At 64.0% G+C, this 21,039-nt stretch carries 23 protein-coding genes; 4 read left to right on the forward strand and 19 right to left on the reverse strand.

Annotated elements, in window-relative coordinates; translation table 11 throughout:
* Positions 1-4: 4 nt before the first annotated feature.
* The 4 genes from uraH to FS507_RS09255 all read right to left on the reverse strand — a co-directional run bounded on the left by uraH (position 5) and on the right by FS507_RS09255 (position 2,436).
* Positions 5-334 carry a hydroxyisourate hydrolase gene (uraH, locus tag FS507_RS09240; RefSeq protein ID WP_145942493.1) on the reverse strand — a complete coding sequence of 110 codons (330 nt, stop codon included), beginning with the start codon at positions 332-334 and terminating at the stop codon, positions 5-7.
* Positions 331-888 (reverse strand): 2-oxo-4-hydroxy-4-carboxy-5-ureidoimidazoline decarboxylase, encoded by a 558-nt coding sequence (locus FS507_RS09245; protein ID WP_145942494.1) that lies wholly within the window; start codon positions 886-888, stop codon positions 331-333. Before FS507_RS09245 ends, uraH begins: the two co-directional genes overlap by 4 nt.
* A 76-nt stretch (positions 889-964) precedes the next feature.
* Positions 965-1,669, reverse strand: a complete 705-nt coding sequence (locus tag FS507_RS09250; RefSeq protein WP_145942495.1) for a phosphonatase-like hydrolase — start codon at positions 1,667-1,669, stop codon at positions 965-967.
* Positions 1,666-2,436 (reverse strand): GntR family transcriptional regulator, encoded by a 771-nt coding sequence (locus tag FS507_RS09255; RefSeq protein ID WP_145942496.1) that lies wholly within the window; start codon positions 2,434-2,436, stop codon positions 1,666-1,668. The genes FS507_RS09250 and FS507_RS09255 overlap by 4 nt, the downstream gene beginning before the upstream one ends.
* A gap of 157 nt (positions 2,437-2,593) precedes the next feature.
* On the opposite strand from FS507_RS09255, the gene FS507_RS09260 reads away from it, so the two are divergent.
* The 4 genes from FS507_RS09260 to phnE are packed head-to-tail and all read left to right on the forward strand — an operon-like array spanning position 2,594 to position 6,245.
* Positions 2,594-3,712 carry a TIGR03364 family FAD-dependent oxidoreductase gene (locus tag FS507_RS09260; RefSeq protein WP_145942497.1) on the forward strand — a complete coding sequence of 373 codons (1,119 nt, stop codon included), beginning with the start codon at positions 2,594-2,596 and terminating at the stop codon, positions 3,710-3,712.
* Between the two features lie 24 nt (positions 3,713-3,736).
* On the forward strand, positions 3,737-4,657 hold the full coding sequence (locus FS507_RS09265; protein WP_145942585.1) for a phosphate/phosphite/phosphonate ABC transporter substrate-binding protein: 921 nt from the start codon (positions 3,737-3,739) through the stop codon (positions 4,655-4,657).
* On the forward strand, positions 4,654-5,427 hold the full coding sequence (locus FS507_RS09270) for a phosphonate ABC transporter ATP-binding protein (protein ID WP_222121405.1): 774 nt from the start codon (positions 4,654-4,656) through the stop codon (positions 5,425-5,427). Before FS507_RS09265 ends, FS507_RS09270 begins: the two co-directional genes overlap by 4 nt.
* The gene (phnE, locus tag FS507_RS09275; RefSeq protein ID WP_145942498.1) at positions 5,424-6,245 is read left to right on the forward strand and encodes a phosphonate ABC transporter, permease protein PhnE; all 822 of its coding nucleotides are present in this window, start codon (positions 5,424-5,426) and stop codon (positions 6,243-6,245) included. Before FS507_RS09270 ends, phnE begins: the two co-directional genes overlap by 4 nt.
* Before the next feature lie 165 nt (positions 6,246-6,410).
* Here the strand turns inward: phnE and FS507_RS09280 are convergent, their stop codons facing one another.
* The 15 genes from FS507_RS09280 to FS507_RS09350 form a co-directional block, all read right to left on the reverse strand.
* Positions 6,411-7,388, reverse strand: coding sequence for an ABC transporter substrate-binding protein (locus FS507_RS09280; protein WP_145942499.1), 978 nt, complete (start codon positions 7,386-7,388; stop codon positions 6,411-6,413).
* Between the two features lie 52 nt (positions 7,389-7,440).
* On the reverse strand, positions 7,441-8,256 hold the full coding sequence (locus tag FS507_RS09285; protein WP_145942500.1) for an ABC transporter ATP-binding protein: 816 nt from the start codon (positions 8,254-8,256) through the stop codon (positions 7,441-7,443).
* The gene (locus FS507_RS09290; RefSeq protein ID WP_145942501.1) at positions 8,249-9,115 is read right to left on the reverse strand and encodes an ABC transporter permease; all 867 of its coding nucleotides are present in this window, start codon (positions 9,113-9,115) and stop codon (positions 8,249-8,251) included. Before FS507_RS09290 ends, FS507_RS09285 begins: the two co-directional genes overlap by 8 nt.
* Positions 9,116-9,171: 56 nt before the next feature.
* The gene (locus FS507_RS09295) at positions 9,172-9,963 is read right to left on the reverse strand and encodes an ABC transporter permease (protein WP_260853264.1); all 792 of its coding nucleotides are present in this window, start codon (positions 9,961-9,963) and stop codon (positions 9,172-9,174) included.
* Positions 9,960-11,117 (reverse strand): FAD-dependent monooxygenase, encoded by a 1,158-nt coding sequence (locus tag FS507_RS09300; RefSeq protein WP_145942503.1) that lies wholly within the window; start codon positions 11,115-11,117, stop codon positions 9,960-9,962. Before FS507_RS09300 ends, FS507_RS09295 begins: the two co-directional genes overlap by 4 nt.
* A gap of 56 nt (positions 11,118-11,173) precedes the next feature.
* Complete coding sequence (locus FS507_RS09305; RefSeq protein WP_145942504.1) at positions 11,174-12,274, reverse strand: aromatic ring-hydroxylating oxygenase subunit alpha; 1,101 nt, start codon at positions 12,272-12,274, stop codon at positions 11,174-11,176.
* Positions 12,275-12,281: 7 nt separating this feature from the next.
* Positions 12,282-12,497, reverse strand: coding sequence for a recombinase-like helix-turn-helix domain-containing protein (locus FS507_RS09310; protein ID WP_145942505.1), 216 nt, complete (start codon positions 12,495-12,497; stop codon positions 12,282-12,284).
* Between the two features lie 58 nt (positions 12,498-12,555).
* Positions 12,556-13,515, reverse strand: a complete 960-nt coding sequence (locus FS507_RS09315; RefSeq protein WP_260853265.1) for a PDR/VanB family oxidoreductase — start codon at positions 13,513-13,515, stop codon at positions 12,556-12,558.
* On the reverse strand, positions 13,508-15,205 hold the full coding sequence (locus tag FS507_RS09320; protein WP_260853266.1) for a thiamine pyrophosphate-binding protein: 1,698 nt from the start codon (positions 15,203-15,205) through the stop codon (positions 13,508-13,510). Before FS507_RS09320 ends, FS507_RS09315 begins: the two co-directional genes overlap by 8 nt.
* The gene (locus FS507_RS09325) at positions 15,198-15,980 is read right to left on the reverse strand and encodes an SDR family oxidoreductase (RefSeq protein ID WP_145942506.1); all 783 of its coding nucleotides are present in this window, start codon (positions 15,978-15,980) and stop codon (positions 15,198-15,200) included. Before FS507_RS09325 ends, FS507_RS09320 begins: the two co-directional genes overlap by 8 nt.
* 42 nt (positions 15,981-16,022) lie before the next feature.
* The gene (locus tag FS507_RS09330; protein WP_145942507.1) at positions 16,023-16,769 is read right to left on the reverse strand and encodes an SDR family NAD(P)-dependent oxidoreductase; all 747 of its coding nucleotides are present in this window, start codon (positions 16,767-16,769) and stop codon (positions 16,023-16,025) included.
* 5 nt (positions 16,770-16,774) lie between these two features.
* A complete protein-coding gene (locus FS507_RS09335; RefSeq protein WP_038545550.1) occupies positions 16,775-17,293 on the reverse strand; it encodes a cupin domain-containing protein in 519 nt (172 codons plus the stop codon).
* Between the two features lie 29 nt (positions 17,294-17,322).
* Entirely contained in the window at positions 17,323-18,099 is a 777-nt protein-coding gene (locus tag FS507_RS09340; protein WP_260853268.1) for an alpha/beta fold hydrolase, read from the reverse strand.
* A 100-nt stretch (positions 18,100-18,199) separates the two neighbouring features.
* Entirely contained in the window at positions 18,200-19,141 is a 942-nt protein-coding gene (locus FS507_RS09345; RefSeq protein ID WP_145942509.1) for a VOC family protein, read from the reverse strand.
* A gap of 28 nt (positions 19,142-19,169) precedes the next feature.
* The gene (locus tag FS507_RS09350) at positions 19,170-20,618 is read right to left on the reverse strand and encodes an aldehyde dehydrogenase (RefSeq protein ID WP_145942589.1); all 1,449 of its coding nucleotides are present in this window, start codon (positions 20,616-20,618) and stop codon (positions 19,170-19,172) included.
* Positions 20,619-21,039 lie beyond the last annotated feature (421 nt).

Consider the following 21,039-nt stretch of genomic DNA (forward strand, 5'->3'; position numbering starts at 1 on the left):
GACCTCAGCTTCCCTGGTAGGTCGAGTAACCGAACGGTGACAACAGCAACGGGATGTGAAGATGCCCGTCTGCGCCGCCGCGCTCAGCCGTGACGTGGAAGGTGACGTCGACGTAGGGGTAGAGCGACGATGTGCCGACCTCCGCGAGATACGCGCCGGTGTCGAAGCGCAGACGGTACGCTCCGGGCTCCAGGTCCGCGACGAAGCGGTGACGGCCATCGGCGTCGGTGGCCCCGGATTCAAGCAGGGTGGCCTGCCCGGCGTACAGGTCCACCGTGAGCCCTGCTGCCGGGACCCCGGTGGCGGTGTTCAGGACGTGGGTGGACAGACTCATGCCTCGTCCTCACCGCGCTCAGCGCCGGACACGAAACCCCGTAACCGCACCTGGTTGATGGCGTCCAGGTTGTCGACGACGACCGGCCACTCCTCCTCCGGCTCGTGGGCGAGTCGCTCGACGAGGTTGTCGAGGATCTGCCGGCTGTCCCGTCCGGCTGCCCGGACCAGGAAGTTCCACCCGAACTTGTCCCGGTAGGTGGGCTGCAGGTTCCGGACCGCCTGCAGCTCCCCTCCGGCTGACCCCTGTTCCGTGGCTGCCGTCTGCTCGGCGGCGGACAGGCTCCCTGCGGTGACCGCACCCCCGATGGGCGGGTGGGCGTTGACCGACTCCAGGATCTCCGCCTCGTCCTGTTCCTGGAGCAGGACCGATGCTGTGGCACACAGGGCGTCGACGGTGGCGAACGGTCGGACGTCGACGAGGGCTGCCGCAAGTGTCCTGCTGGCGAAGAGTTCCGCCAGCCGGTCGACGAGCGCTGCGGTGTCGACGGCCGCCACCCGGTTGAACTCCTCAACCGTGACGGTCGCGGGGATCGGTGTCACTGGTGTTGTCATGGGACACAGTGTCGACGCCCCCTGTTTCCCCCGGGTTACCCGGGAATTACCCGGGCGAGAAGTTCGGGTCCCGCGGTCACCTCTGCCGCGGCACCTGGTCCAGCTCGGGAACGTCGGCGAGGCTGTCGAGGATCAGTGAATGGGGTTGCGCCGCCAGGGTCTCCCTCGGCACGGACCCCGTGAGTACACCGATGCCGCGGACCCCGGCGTTCGCCGCCGCCTGCAGGTCGGCAACCGTGTCCCCCACGGAGACGACCTCGTCCACCGAGGTCACGCCGGTCAACTCCATGGCGTGGTGGATCAGGTACGGGGCCGGACGGCCTGCGGCCACCGTGTCCGAGGTGACCAGCGCATCCACCACGAAGCGGGCTCCGCTCTCCCCGCTCGTGCCCGCCACGGCCCACCCGCACGCCTCCAGGACCGTATCGGCGATGGACCGTTGGAAGCCGGTGGTCAGCGCGATCCGGCCCCCCTCCGCACGCAGCCGTGACAGGGCGTCCTCAACCCCCTCGACGGGCCGCGGTGGCTGGTCAGCGTACGCATGACGGAGCCCGTCCATGAAGTCGGCGAACGCCTCGGCGACCTCACCGTCGGAGGTGTCGCGCCCGCCCGCGCTGAGCAGGGTGGCGATCGCCGACCTCTTCTCGGTCCCCTTGACCGCGTTGACCTGGTCGGACGTCACCTCCACACCGCGGTGTTCCACGCAGGCACGGAGTTGCCGGTAGACGATCCCGTCCTCGTTGACGGTGGTTCCTGCGATGTCGCAGACGATGAGAGTCATGATGCTGTCCTGTCGGTGGTGGGGAACCGCGAGAGACCCGCAGCTCCGGAACGGGTGTTGACCACGGTGAAGGCCGCCCTGTCGGGCAGGTACCGGTCATCGGCGATCTCGAGCAGCTGGCCCCGCGGGTCGCTGGTACGGCGTTGCACCCGCAGCAGCGGGGCACCCGGCGCCACACCGAGCTGGTCGGCGTCGGCGTCCGGGGCACCGAGGGCGTCAATGCGGTTCTCCGCCCGGTACAGTTCCACGCCACGGCCGGTGAGGTGCTCGTAGATCGAGCCGGTGTCCGTGTCGAAGTCGAAGAGATGCCGTCCGACCTCCGGCGGGAAGACTGCGCGTTCGAGCATCGCAGGCGTACCGTCCATGGTGCGCAGCCGCAGGACCTCGACGACGGAGGAACCGGGCTCCAGTCCGAATGACGCGGTGGCCTCGTCCTCCCCGGGACGCCGTGCCAGTTCCAGGGTTCGTTGTCCCGGCACTGCCCCGATCGAGCGGCACCACTCGGTGAAGGAGAGCAGTGTCGTGAAGCTCTGTGAACTGGCGCGGGACTGCACGATCGAGCGACGGCCCTGCCCGCCGGACAACAGGCCCTCGTGCCGCAGTGCCGTGACGGCCTGCCGGACGGGGCTGCGTGACGAGTTGAACCGACGGCAGAGTTCAGCCTCACTGGGTATCGGGTCGCCGGGGCGTAGTTCACCGGAGGTGATCATGTCACGGAGATAGTCCTGGAGTTGTACGTGCAAGTTCGGAGCACGGTCGGAGTACATGGTCGTCGAGGTTAGCAGCATCCACCTGCATAATGTCCCCGTCAGCGGGAGAACCTGCGGGGAATAGGTCGTGAATGGACAGTGAACACGTGAACTGTTCATGAACTTGTACGTACAAGTGTGGACAGGCCCCGCCCACCGCCCCACAATGAAGACCATGACCGACACAGCAGACCTCATCGTCGTCGGCGCCGGCATCCTCGGCCTGGCCACGGCCTGGAGAGCACACCGTCACGGACTCTCCGTCCACGTCATCGACCGCGCCGACCGACCCGTCGGAGCATCCATCCAGAACTTCGGGCACGCCTGCTTCACCGCCCAGGCCGACGACCTCCAGGACCTCGGGGCCGTCTCCGCCGACGGCTGGGCCGCCGCCGCGGCCGACGCCGGCTTCCGGGCGACCCGTCCCGGCACCGTCCTGCCCGCCGTCACCCCGACAGAAATGCAGGTCCTCGAGGAGTTCCACGCCCACCGTGGTGACGACGTCCGACTCATCGACCGCGGTACCGTCCGCGGCCTCCTCGGCAATCCAGACCTCGACTGCGCAGGAGGCGCCCACCTGCCACGGGACATGCGCGTCAACCCCCGCGAGGCGGCGCCCGCGCTCGCCCGACACCTCGCGACCCGGGGCGTGCGCTTCAGCTGGCGGACCTCCGTGCACGCCGTCGGGGATGGTGAAGCGTTCACCAGCCGCGGGGTGTTCCGCGCACCGCAGATCGTCGTCTGCCCCGGTGAACACCTCAACGACACCCATCCCGGCCTCGTCACAGACCACGACATCCGTACCTGCACGCTCACCATGGCCCTCATCGACCGCCCCTCCGGCACACCGGATGACCTCGCGATGCTCACCGGCACCTCCATGACCAGGTACGACGGAATCGCCGCGATGCCCTCGGTCGACGATCTCCGGCATGAACTCGTCGACCGTGAACCCGCCCTCACCGAGGCCATCGCCAACGTCATGGCCACCGCCGTTCCCGACGGGATCCTCGTCGGCGACTCCCACGACTACGACACCTCCCCCGACCCGTTCATCGACGCAGCACAGTCCGACCTGCTGCTCGACCGGACCACCCGCTACCTCGGCATCTCACGGCCCGTCGTGCGTCAACGCTGGAAGGGGCGGTACGCCGACTCCCCCTCGACGAACCTCGTCCTGCACCGGCCGGACGACCGCACCACCGTCGCCGTGGTCACCTCCGGCATCGGCATGACCCTCTCCTTCGGCATCGCCGACCTCATCCTCACCGGGGCCGACGCCCCGGGGAAATAACCGCCCCCCGTGAAAGGCACCACCATGCCGACCGTACGCCGCGCCACCGTCCCCGCAACTGTGCTCACTGTGCTCGCTGCCCTCTTCGCCACCACCGCCTGCGCCCCCGGCGGCCACGGGCCGTACGATCCCGTCTGCCCGAACGGCAAGATCGCCTTCGGCATCGAACCCTACGAAGCCCCCGACAAACTCGAACCCGCCTACCAGGTCATAGCCGACGACCTCAGCGACACCCTCGACTGCGAGGTCGACGTCCAGATCGTCGAAGACTACTCGGCCGAGGTACTCGCCATGCGCAACGGCTCGCTCAACCTCGGCCAGTTCGGGCCCCTGGGGTACGTCTTCGCCGACCGCATCGCCGATGCCGAACCCATCGTCTCCTTCGGGGACGCCGAAGGGAAGCTCTCCACCTACACCGCCGGAATCTGGGTGGCGAAAGACTCCCCCGTCCAGAGCATCGCAGATCTACGGGATCGGCAACTCGCCCTCGGCGGAGTCGGCTCCACCTCCGGCGACGCCCTGCCCCGCATGGCCGTCTCTGAAGCCGGCCTCTCCGAGGACGACCTCACCATGGACTACACCGGCGGGCACCCCGAGGCACTGCTCGCACTGAAGAACGGTGCCGTCGACGCCGCCCAGATCAACTCGCAGACGCTGACCAGCGCCACCGCCGAAGGCACCTTCAACCCCGACGACTTCCGCCGGATCTGGATATCCGACCCGATCCCCAACGACCCGATCACCATCCCCGGCGACGCCAACCCCGAGCTCAAGAAGAATCTCCGTGAAGCGCTCACCAGCCTCAGCCCGGAGACCGTCACCGAGGTCGCCGCCTTCCTCGACGTCGATCCTCCCGGCCCTCTCGTCACCGTCACCAAGGACGACTACCGCTCGCTCTTCCACCTCGCCGATGAACTCGGCATGACCCCTGAGGACGTCGAATGACCGACCAGACAGCCGCCACCATGCCCCATCCCACCGACTTCACCACCGAACGTCTCGTCCGTGTCACCCACATCTCCAAGTGCTTCGGTGACAACCACGTCCTGCACGACATCTCGCTGGACGCCCACCGCGGCGAAATGGTCGCCCTGCTCGGGGCGAACGGCAGCGGAAAGTCGACGGCCCTCCGCATCATGGCCGGCCTCGACACCCATGACCGCGGCGACGTCTCCGTCCCCGCAGGTGTCGGCACCGCGATGATCTTCCAAAAGGTGCACCTCGTCCCACGCCGGACCGTCCTGGACAACGTCTGTGCAGGCGGCCTCGCCCACGTCCCCGGCTGGCGCAGCCTGACACCACTGACCTTCCCGACCTCACTCAAGGAGGAAGCGATGGGCTGCCTGGAGCGTGTCGGCCTCGCCGACCGTGCGCACCACCGGGCAGGATCCCTGTCCGGTGGTCAGCAGCAACGCGTCGCCGTCGCCCGGGCACTGTGTCAACGCGCCTCGGTGATCCTCGCCGACGAACCGACCTCGGCTCTCGACCCCACCGCCGCCCACCAGGTCATGGAACTGCTCCGTGACATCACCCGTGACGCGGACGTCGCCTGCATCGCGGTGGTCCATCAACCGGAACTCGCACTGAACTACTGCGACTCCGTCATCGGGCTGCACCAGGGACGGGTTGCGTTCAACCAACCGTCCACGCTGACCGATCTCGACACCATCTCACGCCTATACACCACCGACGGGAAACCGGAGAACCAGCGATGACCACCACAGCCCCTTCCCCCGTCACGTCCTCTCCCGTGCCCCGACAGGACAACACCCGCAGGAACATCGGCTGGGCAGTGGGGCTCCTCGCCCTGGTGGCCGTGCACTGGGTGGCGGTCAGCAGCACCGACTTCTACCTGGAACGGCTCGCCGCCGGCTGGTCGAATATCGTCAGCTTCTTCGCCGAAGCCGTCCCGCCGGACCTCGACTGGGACAACGTCATCCGGCCGGGACTGGACGGCCTGCTCACCACACTGTGGATCGGCCTGCTCGGCACGACATTCTCCGTCCCCTTCGCCGCGGTGCTCGCCATGGGAGCCGCCCGCACCGTGACGTCCAACAGGATCATCTACCAGGCGTGCCGCAGCATCCTGTCTTTCCTGCGCGCCGTACCCGACATCGTCTTCGCGCTGATCCTCGTCACCGCGGTAGGACTCGGCCCCTTCGCCGGGGTCATGGCGCTGATCCTCCACAACACCGGAGTGATGGGCAAACTCTGGGCCGAAGCTGTCGAAGACACCGACCAGGGTCCCCAGACCGCACTACGCACCGCCGGGGCGTCCCGCCTGCAGCAGATCACTCACGCCACAGTGCCGATGTCCTTGCCGCAGATCACCGGCCTCCTGCTCTACCGCTTCGACGTGAACGTCCGCAGTTCGCTGGTCCTCGGGCTCGTCGGCGCCGGCGGGATCGGGCTTCTGATCAACCGGTCGATCAAGACCTTCCAGTTCGACGAGATGTTCACGTACATCATCATGGTGCTCATTCTCGTCGTGCTCGTGGACCAGTTCTCCGCCTGGCTGCGCCGCCGGCTCTAGGAGAGACTCAGACGCCGGCGCCGACGGTCTGGGGCGGTTTTCGAGTCTGACGGCGCTGAGTTGGCGAACTCAGCGTTACCAGACTCGGAAAAAGCCGGCGTTGCTCGCGCACGCCCCACGCGTACCTCAGTTCAGCGCGATATACCGCGCCTGTCCAAGAGAGGACTACTTCCCGGCCGTCCAGGCAAATTCAGAGGCATCATAGTCTTCACTGATGATGTCCTGGTCGATCATCAGATCGGCGATGTGCTGCAACGCCTCCTCATCCATCTCAGTGAAGAAGACCGGCATCGGTATGTCCTGAGCAGTCCCCTCATCCATCTTGGCGATAGACGGTATCCAGTCTCTCCAGGCCTGTTCATTCGCCAGAATGTCTTCATTCGCGTCATACAACGCACGTGCGAACGCCGACGCCGTCTTCGGGTTATCGCCTAGAAACTTCTTGCTGGAGACGATATTCGACGTGGCGATCTCATTGTTCGGGCCGTCGGTCAGGTCAATAATCTGACGCATGCCAGCACCCCACGCTGCGCTGAGGAACGGCTCCGGCGAGTAGCCGACGTCAATCGCGCCAGACTGGACTCCGGTGAGCATCTCGGTGAAAGGAACCTCGATGAATGTGGGCTTCACGTCCAATCCCAGGGAATCTGCGAGCGCATTGAACGTCACGTCACCGGTATTGTTGGTGTTGTTGATACCGATCGTTTTTCCGTCCAGATCCTCAATGCCCTTGATATCTGAATCCGAATCGACATACATTGCGATAGAGTTGTCAGCCGATCCACTCACAAGCGCCGCAGTCTCGATCGGCATGCCATTGTCGGTAGCACTCACGGTGTTGAACGTGGTCGACGTGGTGAAATCGAGCTCGCCGCTGGCAACCATCTGTGCCCCCACGGGCCCACCCTGCACAGCTTCGATGGAAACGTTGAGGCCCTCATCCTCGAAGAACCCGTTCTCCTCGGCCCACCACAGCGTGGAGAAGTCGGCGAGCGGCAGCGCACCGACACTGATATCGGTCTGCTCGATACCGTTGGGGCCAGCGCCTCCCGTCGAGGAATCAGCTCCTCCTCCACATGCAGATGCGGTGATCAGAAGAGTCGCCGCGCCCATCGCACCGACCGCTCTCGTTGTCTTGAACATTCTTCCTCCAAAGTCGATGCGACATACAGAAGACCGCAAGTCGCGAGTGTGATCAGGTGTGACGAATCTCCGCCGCAGTAGCCGACGGGCGGAGCAGTGAAGTGACGCGTGCACGAATGTCGATGAACTCCTTCGAGGTCTTGGTGTTGAGATGATCCCGTGGGCGCTCCAGGCCGACGTCAATCACCTCCGCCACGACGCTCGGCGGTTTCGACAACACCACGATCTGGTCCGCCAGGTAGACGCTCTCGTCGATATCGTGGGTGACGACCAGGACAGTGACCCCCAACCGGGCCTGGATGGTCATCAGCAGATCCTCCAGGTCAGCGCGGGTCTGCGCATCCACGGAGGCGTAGGGTTCATCCATCAACAGTAACTTCGGCTGTGAGGCGAGAGCGCGGGCTATTGCCACCCGCTGTTGCATGCCACCGGACATCTGCCACGGGTAAAGCTGTTCCTTTCCCGCGAGTCCGACGGCATCGATGCTCTCCCGGACCCTTCTGTTCCGCTCCTCGGCGGGCAGGCTGCGGATCGGGAACGCGATGTTCTTGTCGACGCGCATCCACGGGAACAAGGAACGCGAATAGTCCTGGAAAACCATCGCCAGCCCCTCGGGGACCCCGTTGACCTGTTCTCCTTCGAAGACGGCGGTGCCCTCGCTGGGTTTCTCCAACCCGGAGATCATCCGCAACAGCGTGGATTTCCCACACCCGGACGGGCCGACGATCACCGTGATCTTGTGGGCGGGGACAGTGGCCGTAATCGACCGCACCGCGAGGTTATCTCCGTACTGTTTGGACAGACCGTCCAGCTCAAGCTCCGGAGGAGCCAGGGCGGTCGTTGCCGTTGTAGCAGTTGTGTCAGTCATTTTGAGCAGTGACTCCTCTGTGCCACGCCAGGACGCGGCGTTCAATGGTCTTGAAGATGACGTTGAAGACCACACCGATGATGACGAGCATGATCAGTACGGCGAAGAAGGTTCCGAAATCGAAGTTGCGCTGAGACTGGATGAGCAGGAAGCCAAGCCCGTTCTCCGAACGCTGTAATTCCGAGATGATCATCATGATCAACGAGTAGGACATGGAGGTACGGATTCCGGCGAAGATCTTGGGTGCAGCACCGGGAAGGACGATGAAGATGAGCACCCGGTAAGCCGGGATACGAAAGACCTGTGCGGCTTGCGACCGTGCCTCTCCCACCGCACCGACACCGTCAATGGTGTTGAGCAGAATCGGCCACACTACGGCGAATGCGATGAGGAAGATCTTTGGCGCGTCCCCGATGCCGAACAGCAGGAAGAACACTCCCAGGAGTGCAGGGGACGGCAAAGACCTCCCCAGGTGCACCAGCGGCTGGAACAGTCCGGTGAGGATCGTGGACATGCCCAGCGCCACACCGACGACGATGCCGACGATGATCGCCAAGCCGAGTCCGATGAGCGCACGGTAGAGGCTTGGAAGAGTGTGGTCCACCACCGCGGTGCCTAGGATGAATTCGTTCCAGAATGTCTGGACCGCTTCGAAGGGGGTGGGGACGAAGAGCCCACTGGTCTCTCCCAGTGAAACTATCCACCAGGCGACGACAATGAGGACCGGCACGCTGAGCCGTAGCAACACCGTTCGTCCCGCAGCTGCCGTCCGGGACCGAGGGCCGCCCGACGTCTGTGACTGCGGGGACGCTTCAGCCGGACTCCTCCGGCCGTCTGCGCGTCCCGGTGTCACCTCCATCGTTCCTGTCCCGACGTGTGGGTTCCCTGTCGTCCGAGGGGGCGTGTTGAGATCGGTCATTGTTCCAGTCCTCTCTTCCAGGCGAACAGGAGGGAATCGGCCTGCGCGAGCACCAGATTGACGATCACGCCGATGATGCCGGCAATGACGGTCGCCGCGTAGACCGCGTCCAGGTTCACAGCATTCGCCGACTGGGTAAGGATGAAGCCGCCGATGCCGGACCCGTCCCCGACGAGGAGTTCAACCGACACCGCGACGAGCAAACCGATAGATGCTGAAATGCGGATGCCCGTGAACGCGAAAGGGAGTGCGGCGGGGATCTTGATCCTCGCCAGGATCTGCATGCTGGTGAGGCCGAAGGTACGGGCGGTGTTCACTGACGTGGGGTCCACCCCACGCACCCCGTACATCGTGTTGAGCAGGATCGGCCACACACAGGCAAGTGCAACGGCAATGGACAGGGACATCATCCCTCGTCCGGCGAGAAGCACGAGGATCGGCGCCAGCGCGACCGACGGCAATACGCGGAACGCCTCCACCGGCCATTCAAAGGCCGTGTGCCACGCTGAGAAGGCACCCATCAGACCCCCCAGCACCACACCGGCAATGCAGGCCAGGAGCATCCCCAACCCCCACTCCCCCAAGGTGAACAGGACTTCGCTCCAGAACCCGGAATCGGGTAAGAGTTCGATCGCGCCTCCGATGACCTGGCTCGGGATCGGGAGCCCCTCGGTGGTGATGATGCCGGACCGCAGGATGCCCTCGGCAACGAGGCCGCTGCCGACGACACCGAGGATGCCGAGTCCGACTGCACTGGGAGTGGAAAGAGGATCACGTACGACTTTCACTGGTCGCTCCTCTCTGTCACCAGCAGGGCGAGTGGAACGTGCCATGCGTCGTAGTCGTACAACCAGTCGGCCTCGTCCCCGGATTTGAGCCAGTCGTTGGCACGGGAGGTCAACTGGATACGGGCGGTGCGCTCATGACGTGCCTCCTCGTACACACGGAGACACGCGGGAACCGGCATGTCGCCCCCTTCAGTCAGCGCCCGGCACAACACCACCGCATCTTCGATTGCCTGGCCGGCCCCCTGCGCCATGAACGGTGTCATGGGGTGACATGCGTCCCCGAGAAGGGTGACCCGGTTGTCGCTCCACCGTGGCATCGGATCGCGTACCCTCAGTGCAGACTTCATCACCTGATCGCAGGCACCGAGGATCTCCGCCACCTCGGGATGGAAGTCAGCGTACTGCTCACGGAACTCAGTCGCGTTGGCCGTGGTAGTCCATGACTCCGCGGTCCATTCCTCCTCACCGGCCGTCGCGAAGACGAAGAGATCCTGGCCACGGTTCAAAGGGAACGTGACCAGTTGCCGTTCAGAGTCCGGACCCCACCACTTGGTGAACGAGTCCAGGTTCGGCACACCAGGCAGCCGGGAACCCGGGACGACCGTCCGGTAGGCGACGAGTCCGGTGTACTCGGCGTCCTGTTCCCCGAACAGACTGTCACGCACCACGGAGTGGATACCGTCCGCTCCGACCAGGATGTCGGCCTCGACGGGCGGTTGGCCGCTGCTGAAGTGCAGTCGCACGCAGTCGTCGAGGTTCTCGACATGGTCAAGACGATGCCCGAGGTGGAGCACATCATCAGGAAGCAATGTGCGGAGGGCGTCGAGCAGGCTGGCTCGGTGCACCGTCAACTGCGGTGCCCCGTACCGTTCCTCCGCCGAATCCCCCATCGGGAGATCCGATGTGACCTCTCCGCTGTCCCAACGACGGCTCAACCGTCGCCGAGGTCGGGCGCCCGTGGTCCGGAGCGTCGCACCGACCTCGGCGTGCAGCCCGTCGAGAGCGCGTGTCGAATTCGGCGTCAGGTTTACGTCCGCACCGACCTGACCGAACTCCGGAGCCTGTTCGTACACCGCGACGTCCATGCCGCGTTGGATCAGGCCCAGTGCCAGCGCGAGTCCGCCGACACCACCACCTGCGATTGCTGTCTTCATTCTCTTCTCCTTGAGTCTGCCGGAACCGGTGGTGTCGTCATCCGCCGGTTGTCCTGTTAAGCGGTTGCAGCTGTTGCTTCCGTCGTGTTCCTGGTCCTGGCAGGCCTCGCGCGAGCACCGCTGGACGAGCCGCTGCCTGCCATGGCCTTCGCCTGTCGCTTCGCCTGTTTCCGGAACAGCCGGCGAATCCGCATCACCCCGAGATCATGCTGGTAAAGGTTCTCGGCGGCATCGGCGTCCGGCGCCATCCCCTCGAGCATGATCCGATCCTGTTCGAGCACCTCCCAGTGCCGCGGCTCCAGGGTGGTCTTGTACAGGAAGCGCCAGGTGTCGCGGAGCCAACCCGAGACCTTCCGGTAACGCCAGAAGAACACTCCACAGCTGGTCGCGTCGATCGGGATGACCATCCCGACGATGCCGAATGCACCACCGGGGCCGGCCGACGGCGGGTACGGAATAGAAAGGTCGACCCAGTCGGCACCGGTGTCGCACAACTCCACCCAGTCGAAGTTCACGCCGACCTGATCGGTCTTCTCGAAGAAAAACCCCCGATCAGACTCACGGATCTGGAACTTCGCCTTCGTATCGCCCTCCGACATCGAGTGCGAATCATGGTGGAGGAATGTCCCGTGCATCGGGTCGAGCAGGTTCTCCAGGCCGAAGCGCCAGTTGCAGTCCCACTCTGCGTAGCACAGGAAAGAGGAGATCCCGTCGTCGGTGAGCGGGTCAGGGAAGGTCAGTTCAGCGGGTTCCGCGTCGGCGTCAGTACCGAACCATGCGAAGACCGCACCTGCGTGCTCCCGGACAGCCGGAGCGGTCACCAGACGCTGGCCTTCGATCTCGCATCCGGGCATGCCCGGTACTGCCCGCACAGTTCCGGTGCCGTCAACCTGGACACCGTGGTACTTGCATCCGACGCGGTCGCCCAGGTGGGTGGCCTGGCTCAGCGGAGCACCACGATGGGGACACCGGTCCTCCAACATGCTCACTTTTCCAGCGGTATCGCGGTACAGGATCCAGTCCTGCCCGAGCCGGCGGAGCTTCTCAATCCGTCCGGGCTCGATGAAGGATGACGGGCACACCGCGTACCAGCGGTCACGGAGACCGTTTCTGTACAGGAAGTCCTCGGAAATTTCGGGGCTGTAGTAGTTGGCCATTGGTCATTCACTCTCCCAGTCGTGCCATTTCGTTTCGGAAACTCTCCACAGTCCACGGGGCGCCGCCCGGTCCCGGGACGTCAGCGTCGTTAAGTCCTTCTGCCAGAGATTCGGGCGAATCGGAGCCGGCGGCGAACAGGCGCTCGACGGCGTGCGCCAGCTGCAGTTCATAGTTGGACGGTGCACCGTCCCGGGCCTGTGTCGGTTCGAGATATCGGGTCATAGCCGTGAAGTCCTTTTCAGGTTCGTGGTGGTTGGTGGTGGCAGATGCGGGTGGTTTGTCAGATCTCGAGTTCAAGGACGTCGGTTTTAGCCCGGGACACGCAGAGGAGCATCGTCTCCCCGGATTCCCTCTCTTCCGACGACAGCAAAGAGTCCCTGTGGTCGGGGACACCGGAGATGACGTCGGTTTCGCAGGTTCCGCAGGTTCCCTCCCGGCAGGAGTGAGGGACGTCGATGCCCGCGGCTTCGAGTTGCTCCATGATGGTGCAGCCGACCGGGACGTTCACCTCCACGTCACTGTCGATGCAGCGGACCGCGAACTCACGCTCGCCCTCGGGCGGCGGCTCGATCGTCCTGGCGACGAAACGTTCACAGTGGAAGGTGCCGGCGGGCCAGTCGTCTGCTCTCTTCTCGACGGCGTCGAGGAGGCCACCGGGACCGCAGACGTACACTTCCCGTTCTCCGCTGTCTGCGCCATCGAGGATGGTGTCGAGATCGAGCACACCTTCCCGGTCGTCGGAGGTAACGGTGAACCGTCCGGACAGTTCGCTGAGCTCGTCCAGGAACGCCATCGAGGCCCTGTTACGTCCGCCGTAGTGCAGGTGGAACTCCCGGCCACTGGCGGCAGCGGCCCGGGCCATAGCCAGAATCGGGGTGATTCCGATTCCGCCGGCAATGAGGATCAGAGGCTTACCGTTGTCGCTGACCTCGAAATTGTTCCTGGGTTCGGAGATCACGACCTCATCGCCGGGGCGCAAGACGTCGTGGACATGGCGGGAGCCTCCACGGCCCACCACTTCCCTGAGAACGGCGATCCTGTAGTGGCTGGTGTCGGCGGGGTCGCTGCACAGGGAGTACTGCCGGATCAGACCGTCGCCGACCGCGATGTCGACGTGTGCGCCCGGCGTCCACTCCGGCAGATCGCTGCCGTCCGTCCGGATCAGCTCCAGGGAGAGCACCCCTTCGGCTTCGACTCGCATCGAGCGAATCATCACCGGGATCGTGCACAGGTCACTCATCGTCGTCCACCTCCGCCAACTCGTTATCGGGGACGGTGACAGGTGGGGTGAACGGCGCCGGCATGTCCCCGTAGGATGCGAGGTCAACCTCGACAACGACGGCAGATTTCAGGGCCACGGCGTCACGCAGGACCTCACGGACCTCGGCCGGTGTGCTGATCCGGGCGTAGTCGAGTCCGCAGGACGCGGAGAGCATCCTGAAATCGGGTGTAGTCAGGTCGACCCCGGCGCGTTCATTGCCCATGGAGTCCTGCATGTTTCGCAGCACTCCGTAACCAGAGTCGTTGAACACCATCAGGATCAGCCAGGGATTCTCCTGTGCCAAGGTCAGAATTTCGCCCAGGTGGACAGCCAGTCCCCCGTCACCGCAGATGGCGACGACGGGTTGGTCGGGAACAGCGGCTGCAGCCCCGATAGCCATCCCCAGCCCCTGCCCGATGCCACCGCCGCGGGGAAAGATATTGACCTCCGGGACGGGCATAGGCAGCAGCCGGTTGCCCCAGGAGCTGGACGCGATAGTCACGTCGCGGGCGATTGGAGACTCCGCTGGAACGACCTCCCGAATTGCATCGACGAATTCTGCATGTGCGCCAATCGCAGTGCGCTGTCGACTGCGGCACTCCTGCCGTGCTGCCGTGACACGGCCCCGCCAGTCCTTGTCGGAGTGGAGCTTGCCCCGGTTCTCGACGAGATAGTCCAGGACGGCCGCCGCGTCACCGTGCACACCGGCGGTCGCCGGGTACACGCGCCCGATAGCGTCCTCATCCTGGTCAACCTGGACGTGGACGGTGGGCATCTCCACTGAATAATCTGATGTCTCGTTGGACCGGAAGTGGGTTCCGATGGTCAGGAGGCAGTCCGCCTCCGCGAGCAGCTCGCGCCCCACGGGACTGGAAGCGTAGTTCCCGATACACAGGTCATGGTCCTCACGGATCGCTCCGCGCCCGGAGTTGCTGGTAAGTACACCCGCGCCCCAGGACTCGCACAACCGGGTGATGAGACGACGGGCATCGCGACCGGTAGCTCCACCACCAAGCCACAGCAGGGGCCGACGAGCGGAGGAGAGCACTGCGAGCATACGGTCGAGATCGGTGTCGGCGGGGTCACGGGTACTGACCGGGGTGAGCAGGTCCTCCCGCGGGGTCCCCGGGTCGCTCGTCGCGGCAAACTGTAGATCGATCGGCCACTCGACACTGACAGGGCCGCCGACCGCATCCGCTGCCAGACAGGCCGCATTGCGAAGGACGGAGGCTGCTTCATCAGCGCTGGTAATCGTGTAGGCGGCCCGGGAGACGGCATCCAGCATGCCTTTCTGGTCCCGAGTTTCGTGGATGAAACCCCGTCCCGATCCCAGGTAACGGCTCTGAATCTGGCCGGTGATGTGCAGGACCGAGGTCGCCGAACTCAGCGATTCGATCAATGATCCCGCTGCGTTACCGGCTCCGGTACCGGTGCTGGTCAGTGCACATCCGATGGTGCCACTGGCACGGGCGTACCCGTCTGCGGCGTTGACGGCCGCGGCTTCATGGCGGACGGGGACGAACCGGAGCTGGCGTGACACTTCTTCCACCAGAGGGAGGTTGTGGACGGAGATGACACCGAACACGGTGTCCACCCCGGCATCAGCCAAGACGTCGGACAGGAGTTCACCGCCGTTACGGTACGTGGTCGGGGACATTGAATCAGACATATCGATTTACTCCTCCGGCGACGTCGATGGTGGCACCGGTGATATAGGACGCGCAGGGGGACAACAGAAATGAGATGACGGGCGCGACCTCGTCGGCCCGTCCGAAGCGTCCGAGGACGATGCCCCGGTCGTTGGCGACCTCGTGGGAAAAGGCCTCGTAACTGGGGTAGTCACTCATCTGTTCAAAACGACGCCGCCATTGGCCGGTGTCGATGAGACCGAGGCAGACTGAGTTCACACGGATGCGATCAGCCGCCAGACTCTGAGAGAGAGATTTCGTAAGGTTCAGTAGCCCGGCACGTGCAGCGGAGGTCGCGGCGAGCGCAGGTTCTGGTTGGCGGGCGAGCACAGCGTTGAGGTTGACCATTGCCGGAGCTTCCGCCTCCGCCATGAGCGGAATCAGGTGTTCAACGCTGTGGAGCACCGGGGTGAACTTGAGCGAGAGTTCGTCCTGCCAGTCCGCCGGGGTCATGTCAGAAAGCGGAACCATCCGGGACCCGCCGGCGTTGTTCACCACACCGTCGAGAATCCCGAACCGCTCACTGACTTTCTCCGCCATCGCGCGCATGTCGGTTTCCGAACGCACATCACACTCAACGGCGGTCACCAGGTCAGGTCTCGACAGGGTGGGAAGGGCGCGCCGCAGATTCTCGAGGTTCCGGGCACAGGTGACGATATTCGCGCCTTCCCTGGTCAGAACATCGACGGTCGCGAGTCCTATGCCGGAACTCCCTCCCGTCACTACAAACGTCTTTCCGCTGAGATTCAGGTCCATTGTCTGTCCCTCCTTTCTTTGTTTCGGGTAGCCGCCGAAGCTTCAGCGGAAGACAAATCCACCATTGACGAGAATTTCCTGGCCGGTAATAAAACTTCCCTGGTCATCGAGAAGAAGCCGTACGACACCTGTGATGTCATTGGGTTCCTGGTCCCGGGGCAGTGCACGCTGACGGCGATACTCCTCGTGACGCTTTTCCGGCACCTTCAGAGCAGACTCCGAGTGTGTGAGCCCCGGCGAGACGGTATTCACGGTGATGCCGTACGGCCCGAGGTCGGTGGCGCTGGCGCGAGTGAGAGCTGCGAGCCCACCCTTGGACGCTATGTAGTGTGCAAGATTCGCGGAGCCGTTCGTCGCAGCGTCTGAACCGATGTTGACGATGGAACCGCCACCGGCCTCGATGATCAGCGGTGCGACGGTCCGGGTCATGAGGAAAGTGCCCCGCAGGTTCACCGACACGACGCGGTCCCAGTCTTCGATGGGAATCTCGTGTACCGGAGAGCCGCCGACTCCGTCCGCCAGTGCCGCGCAATTCACGAGACCGTGAAGCGGTCCCGCTTCCTTCAGATCTTTGCCGAGTTCCGCGACCGACTCCGGGTCCGAGATATCCACGGCCACTGGGGATGCCGACCCTCCTGCGTTGATAATCCGGCGTGCAGTGTCTTCCACTGCGTCCTGCCGTATATCGGCGACCCAGAGATGCCAGCCGCACCGGGCGAGATCCAGGGCGATTGTCCGTCCGAGGCCGCGCCCCGCTCCGGTGACGAGAAGTGTCCGTGGAATCGTCATCGTTCTCAGTCCCTGGTGATCCCGTACATTGCGGATGTCTCGGGGTACGTGGGGATCTCCGGCTTCTGTGCACCGATGATGACACAGAAGAGGGCCGGCTTATCCGTGTTGTTCTTCAGGCTGCGGGGCACACCGGCAGGGACGACGATCATGTCCCGGTACCCCAGGGTGCGCGTCACGACGTCGGTACCGCGGTGGACGCTGACGTCGACCTCGCCCTCGAGGACGAAGAACGCCTCTTCAACGTCATTGTGGGTGTGCTCGGGCCCCTCGGCACCGGCCGGAAGCAGCATATTCGAGAAAGTGAACCCGCGGGACTGGATCGTCCGGGAATCAGTGTCGTGGTTACCGGTGGCACCGGAGCCGACGTAGCGGATCTGGGCGCGGGCAAACTGGTCGCCCGCCTTCGTCTGGAAATTGAGAGTGTCCCAGTCTTCATAGCGGGAATCACGCGTGAGAACGAGTGAGTCAGTGAACTCCTCGAGGTTGGAGTTGTCGTAGGTGAGTTCTGCAGTGGAGGTCATGGTCTTGAGCCCTTTCTGATGGTTCGCCGTTACGGAGTTGCAGCAGCGAGTGGGGTTGACTTGCGGTATTTTTCGGATTCCCGCATTCGTTCAGCGATAAGAGCGAACGAGGAGACCCAGGTGGTGAAGCTCTCCGGAGCTTCGAGGTTGGCGAGGTGCCCGGCTTCGCGGACTTCCACCCCGACCGCCCCGGGGATCCCGGCAATGAGCGGGACCGCCGCCTTCCGTCCGGTGACGGTGTCCTTCTCACCCCACAGGACGAGGGTGGGGCTGGTGATTCCAGCGAGGTCGTCGGTGTTGTCGGTCGTCGCCATGGATTCGGCGGCATACCGGTAACCGGGGAGACGGATCGAGCTCGCCATGAGTGACACCGCGCGATTTCTGATCATCTCGCTGGCTTCCGGGGAGACGAGGCGGACCGCCCGTTGCCGGGAGAACGCCTCCACACCGGTGCGCTCGATATCGTCGGGCCTCGTGCGCATGTTCTCAGCCTGTTCCGCGCTGGTTCCGGAACCGACAGTCGAGGAGCCCAGGACCAGGCCCCGGACCAGATCAGGATGGCGCAGTGCGAGTCGTGTGGCGATGACTCCGCCCCAGGACATTCCGACGATGTGGGCACCGTCAGTGAAACATGCCCTGATGCACTCAGCGGTGGCATCGGCGAAGTCATCCATGGTCATGGGTTTGTCTGGATCAGCCGACCGTCCGTATCCCGGTGCATCCCAGGTGACGACACGGTGTTCATCAGACAGTAGCGGAAGTTGGCCGTGGAACACGTCGCCGGAGCTCCCGATACCATGGAGCATGAACAGGGGGATTCCTTCACCGGTTTCCGTGAGATGGATCCCAAGGGGGCCTTCCCTCACGGAGGGACCCGAATGTGTGGTCATCGTCGTCATCCTTTCGTCAACTAGCTTTGTCCGCTGGTAGCAGGTGGAAGGAACCCTCGTCAGGGACGCCGGCCATGTGGGAGCGGACATCTTTGCTCGGTGGGCCGGCGGTGCCCCAGGTGTCGGACAGTTCCGGTGTCCGGCGCCACACCTTGCACAACCACTGGTCTTCGTCGACCTGGGCAATCTCGGAGGTGTACTCGCAGACCAGCCCTGCCGGATCACCGAAATAGGAGAAGGTGTTGTCCCCGGGACCGTGCCGCCCCGGACCCCACAGTGGGGTCACACCGGTCTGCTTAAGCCTGCCGATACCGCGCATGAAGTCGTTGACGGTCGGCATCTCGTAGGCAACGTGGTTGACGGACGCCCACTCCGCCTGATTGAAGGCGATGGAGTGGTGGTCGGTGTTGCATCGCATGAAGGCCATCTGATGCTCCGACCAGTCGGATACCCTCATCCCCAGAACATCGCGGTAGAAGTCCACTGATTTGTCGATATCCGCGGTGTTGAGCACGATGTGCGCGATATTCTTGGGGATCGCGTCGCTGGTATACCTCTCCGGCACAGCCCAGAAGTCGGCGAGCAACTCTATGAGGCGGCCCTCGGGATCGAGGAAGCTGACGCTGTACCCTGCGCCTGCGTTGTCCGCAGGACCGGGGCCGAAGACGATCGGGATGTTCCTCGCTTCGAGACGGCGGGCAGCCTCGTCGACCTCGGCCGGAGTCCCGACGGCAAAGCAGATACGTCCCAGACCGTTCTTCGGAGCATCGGTCAGCTGAAGGATGTGGTGTTCGGACCCAGTTCCCCGGAGCCAGGAGCTCCCCTCCTCCTGTTCAACGACGTCGAGTCCCCATGCGCCCGAGTAGAAGTCGGCGGAGTCGGAGAGTGCGCTGGTGCGCAGCTCGACGAAGCGGACCTTTCGCAACTGCGCGATGGGTGGTTGATAGGCGGTAGTCATGATGTCTCCTTTGGTGGTGATTGGTCACTCAGTGCTTTCCCCAGGTCATGGGGGTCGATTCGAGTCCCCAGTAGAGACTCTTCCGTTTCGAGTACTCGGCGAGGCCATCCATTCCCTTGTCCACCCCCAGCCCGGATTCCTTGAACCCGGAGAACGGGGTGGAGATGCTGAACTGCTTGTAGGTGTTGATCCAGACGGTGCCGGCATCGATCGCGCCGGCAAGTCGGTGCGCGCGGAGGAAGTCGGGTGTCCAGATGCCGACCGCGAGACCGTAAACAGTGTCGTTGGCTTGAGTGATGAGATCGTCGTCATTCTCGTAGGGAAGGCAGACGAGCACCGGACCGAAGATTTCCTCCTGGCAGGTGGCACTGGAATTGCCGAGTCCCTCGATGACGGTGGGTTCGTAGTACGTACCGGCGGCAAGTGCCGGATCGTCAGGGGCTTTCCCGCCGCACAGGATGGCGCCGCCCTCGCTGCGGGCTCTGTCCACGTACCAGGCCACGGAATCCCGATGACTACGGTGCACGAGCGGTCCGACATCCGTGGCCGGGTCGATGCCAGGGCCAATGTGCAGGGCACGGGTACGACGGACGAGTTCGTCGACGAAGTCCCGGTAGAGGGACTGGTGGACGAAGAGCCGTGATCCGGCGATACAGCTCTGCCCGCTCGACGAGAAGATACCGAACAGCACACCTTGGAGAGCCTGTTCGATGTCCGCGTCCTCGCAGACGATTGTCGGGGACTTGCCACCGAGCTCCAGCGTCGTCGGGATAAGGCGCTCGGCTGCCTGATGCGCGATCAATTTGCCTGCGGAGGTGCCACCGGTGAAGGAAATCTTGGCGACGGCGGGGTGGCTGGTGATGGCGTCACCGATCACTGAGCTCTTCCCTGGTAGCACCGTGACAAGGCCTTCCGGTATCCCGGACTCCACCACGAGCTCCATCAAGGCCATCGCAACGAGCGGAGTCCACTCCGCCGGTTTGAGGACGACAGCGTTTCCTGCCGCAAGTGCGGGCGCGATCTTCTGTGCGTCCGAGGCGACCGGGGAGTTCCAGGGGGTGATCGCCGCGACGACCCCGAGCGGTTCAAGAACGCTCACCGTCTGCCACGGGCCACGTCGTGGCGTGACGGGCTCCTCGCGGGATTCCACAGCCGACGCGTAGTAACGGAACGTACCGGCAGCACTGGCAACGAGCTTGCGGGTTTCCGACAGGGTCTTGCCGGTATTCAGTGTCTGGATAGTGGCCAACCGGTCCAGGTTATCCACCATGAGGTCCGCGATCGCGCGGAGATAACCACCGCGCTCATGCGGCAACAGCTCCTTCCACCCGGAGTGCAGGAAGGCCTCGGAAGCCGCATCAATGGCCTGCGTGGCCTGGTCCGCTGAGATCTGGTGGATTGTCTGTACTGCCTGCCCCGTAGCCGGGTCAATGACCGTGAATGAACCGCCGTCGCCGGTGACCCAATCACCGCCCAGCCGGAACGCATCAGTGACGAGCGGAGCTGCGAGGCGCTGTACCCCTTGGGCCGCCCCCTGGCTCGTCCTCTCGGTCGTGGTGGTCACGTGGTCAGCTCCTCTTAGATCCGCTTGATTACTTACCGCTTTACTATTTTGCGCAATGTTATTGGCGTGACCGACGGCACTCAATAGGGGTGGCGATATATTGCCCCTCCAAAATCATCTTCTTAGGGTCAGCTCCCCCTAAGAAGTACTGTTCAGCGCTAAGATGTTAACCGGAAAGAAATATTTGCCCCATCGTCGGGAATCACCCCCTTCTTCCACCCCCGGTTCGACGTCGTCCATCAGGGCGACGCCGGGCCCGTACCCGCTGATCTGGAAGTACACCAACTCACCGGGCACAACCATGGTCATCCGTGTCCCCAGGCACCGGAATGTA

The organism is Corynebacterium glyciniphilum AJ 3170, from assembly GCF_007673095.1.
Taxonomy (GTDB): domain Bacteria; phylum Actinomycetota; class Actinomycetes; order Mycobacteriales; family Mycobacteriaceae; genus Corynebacterium.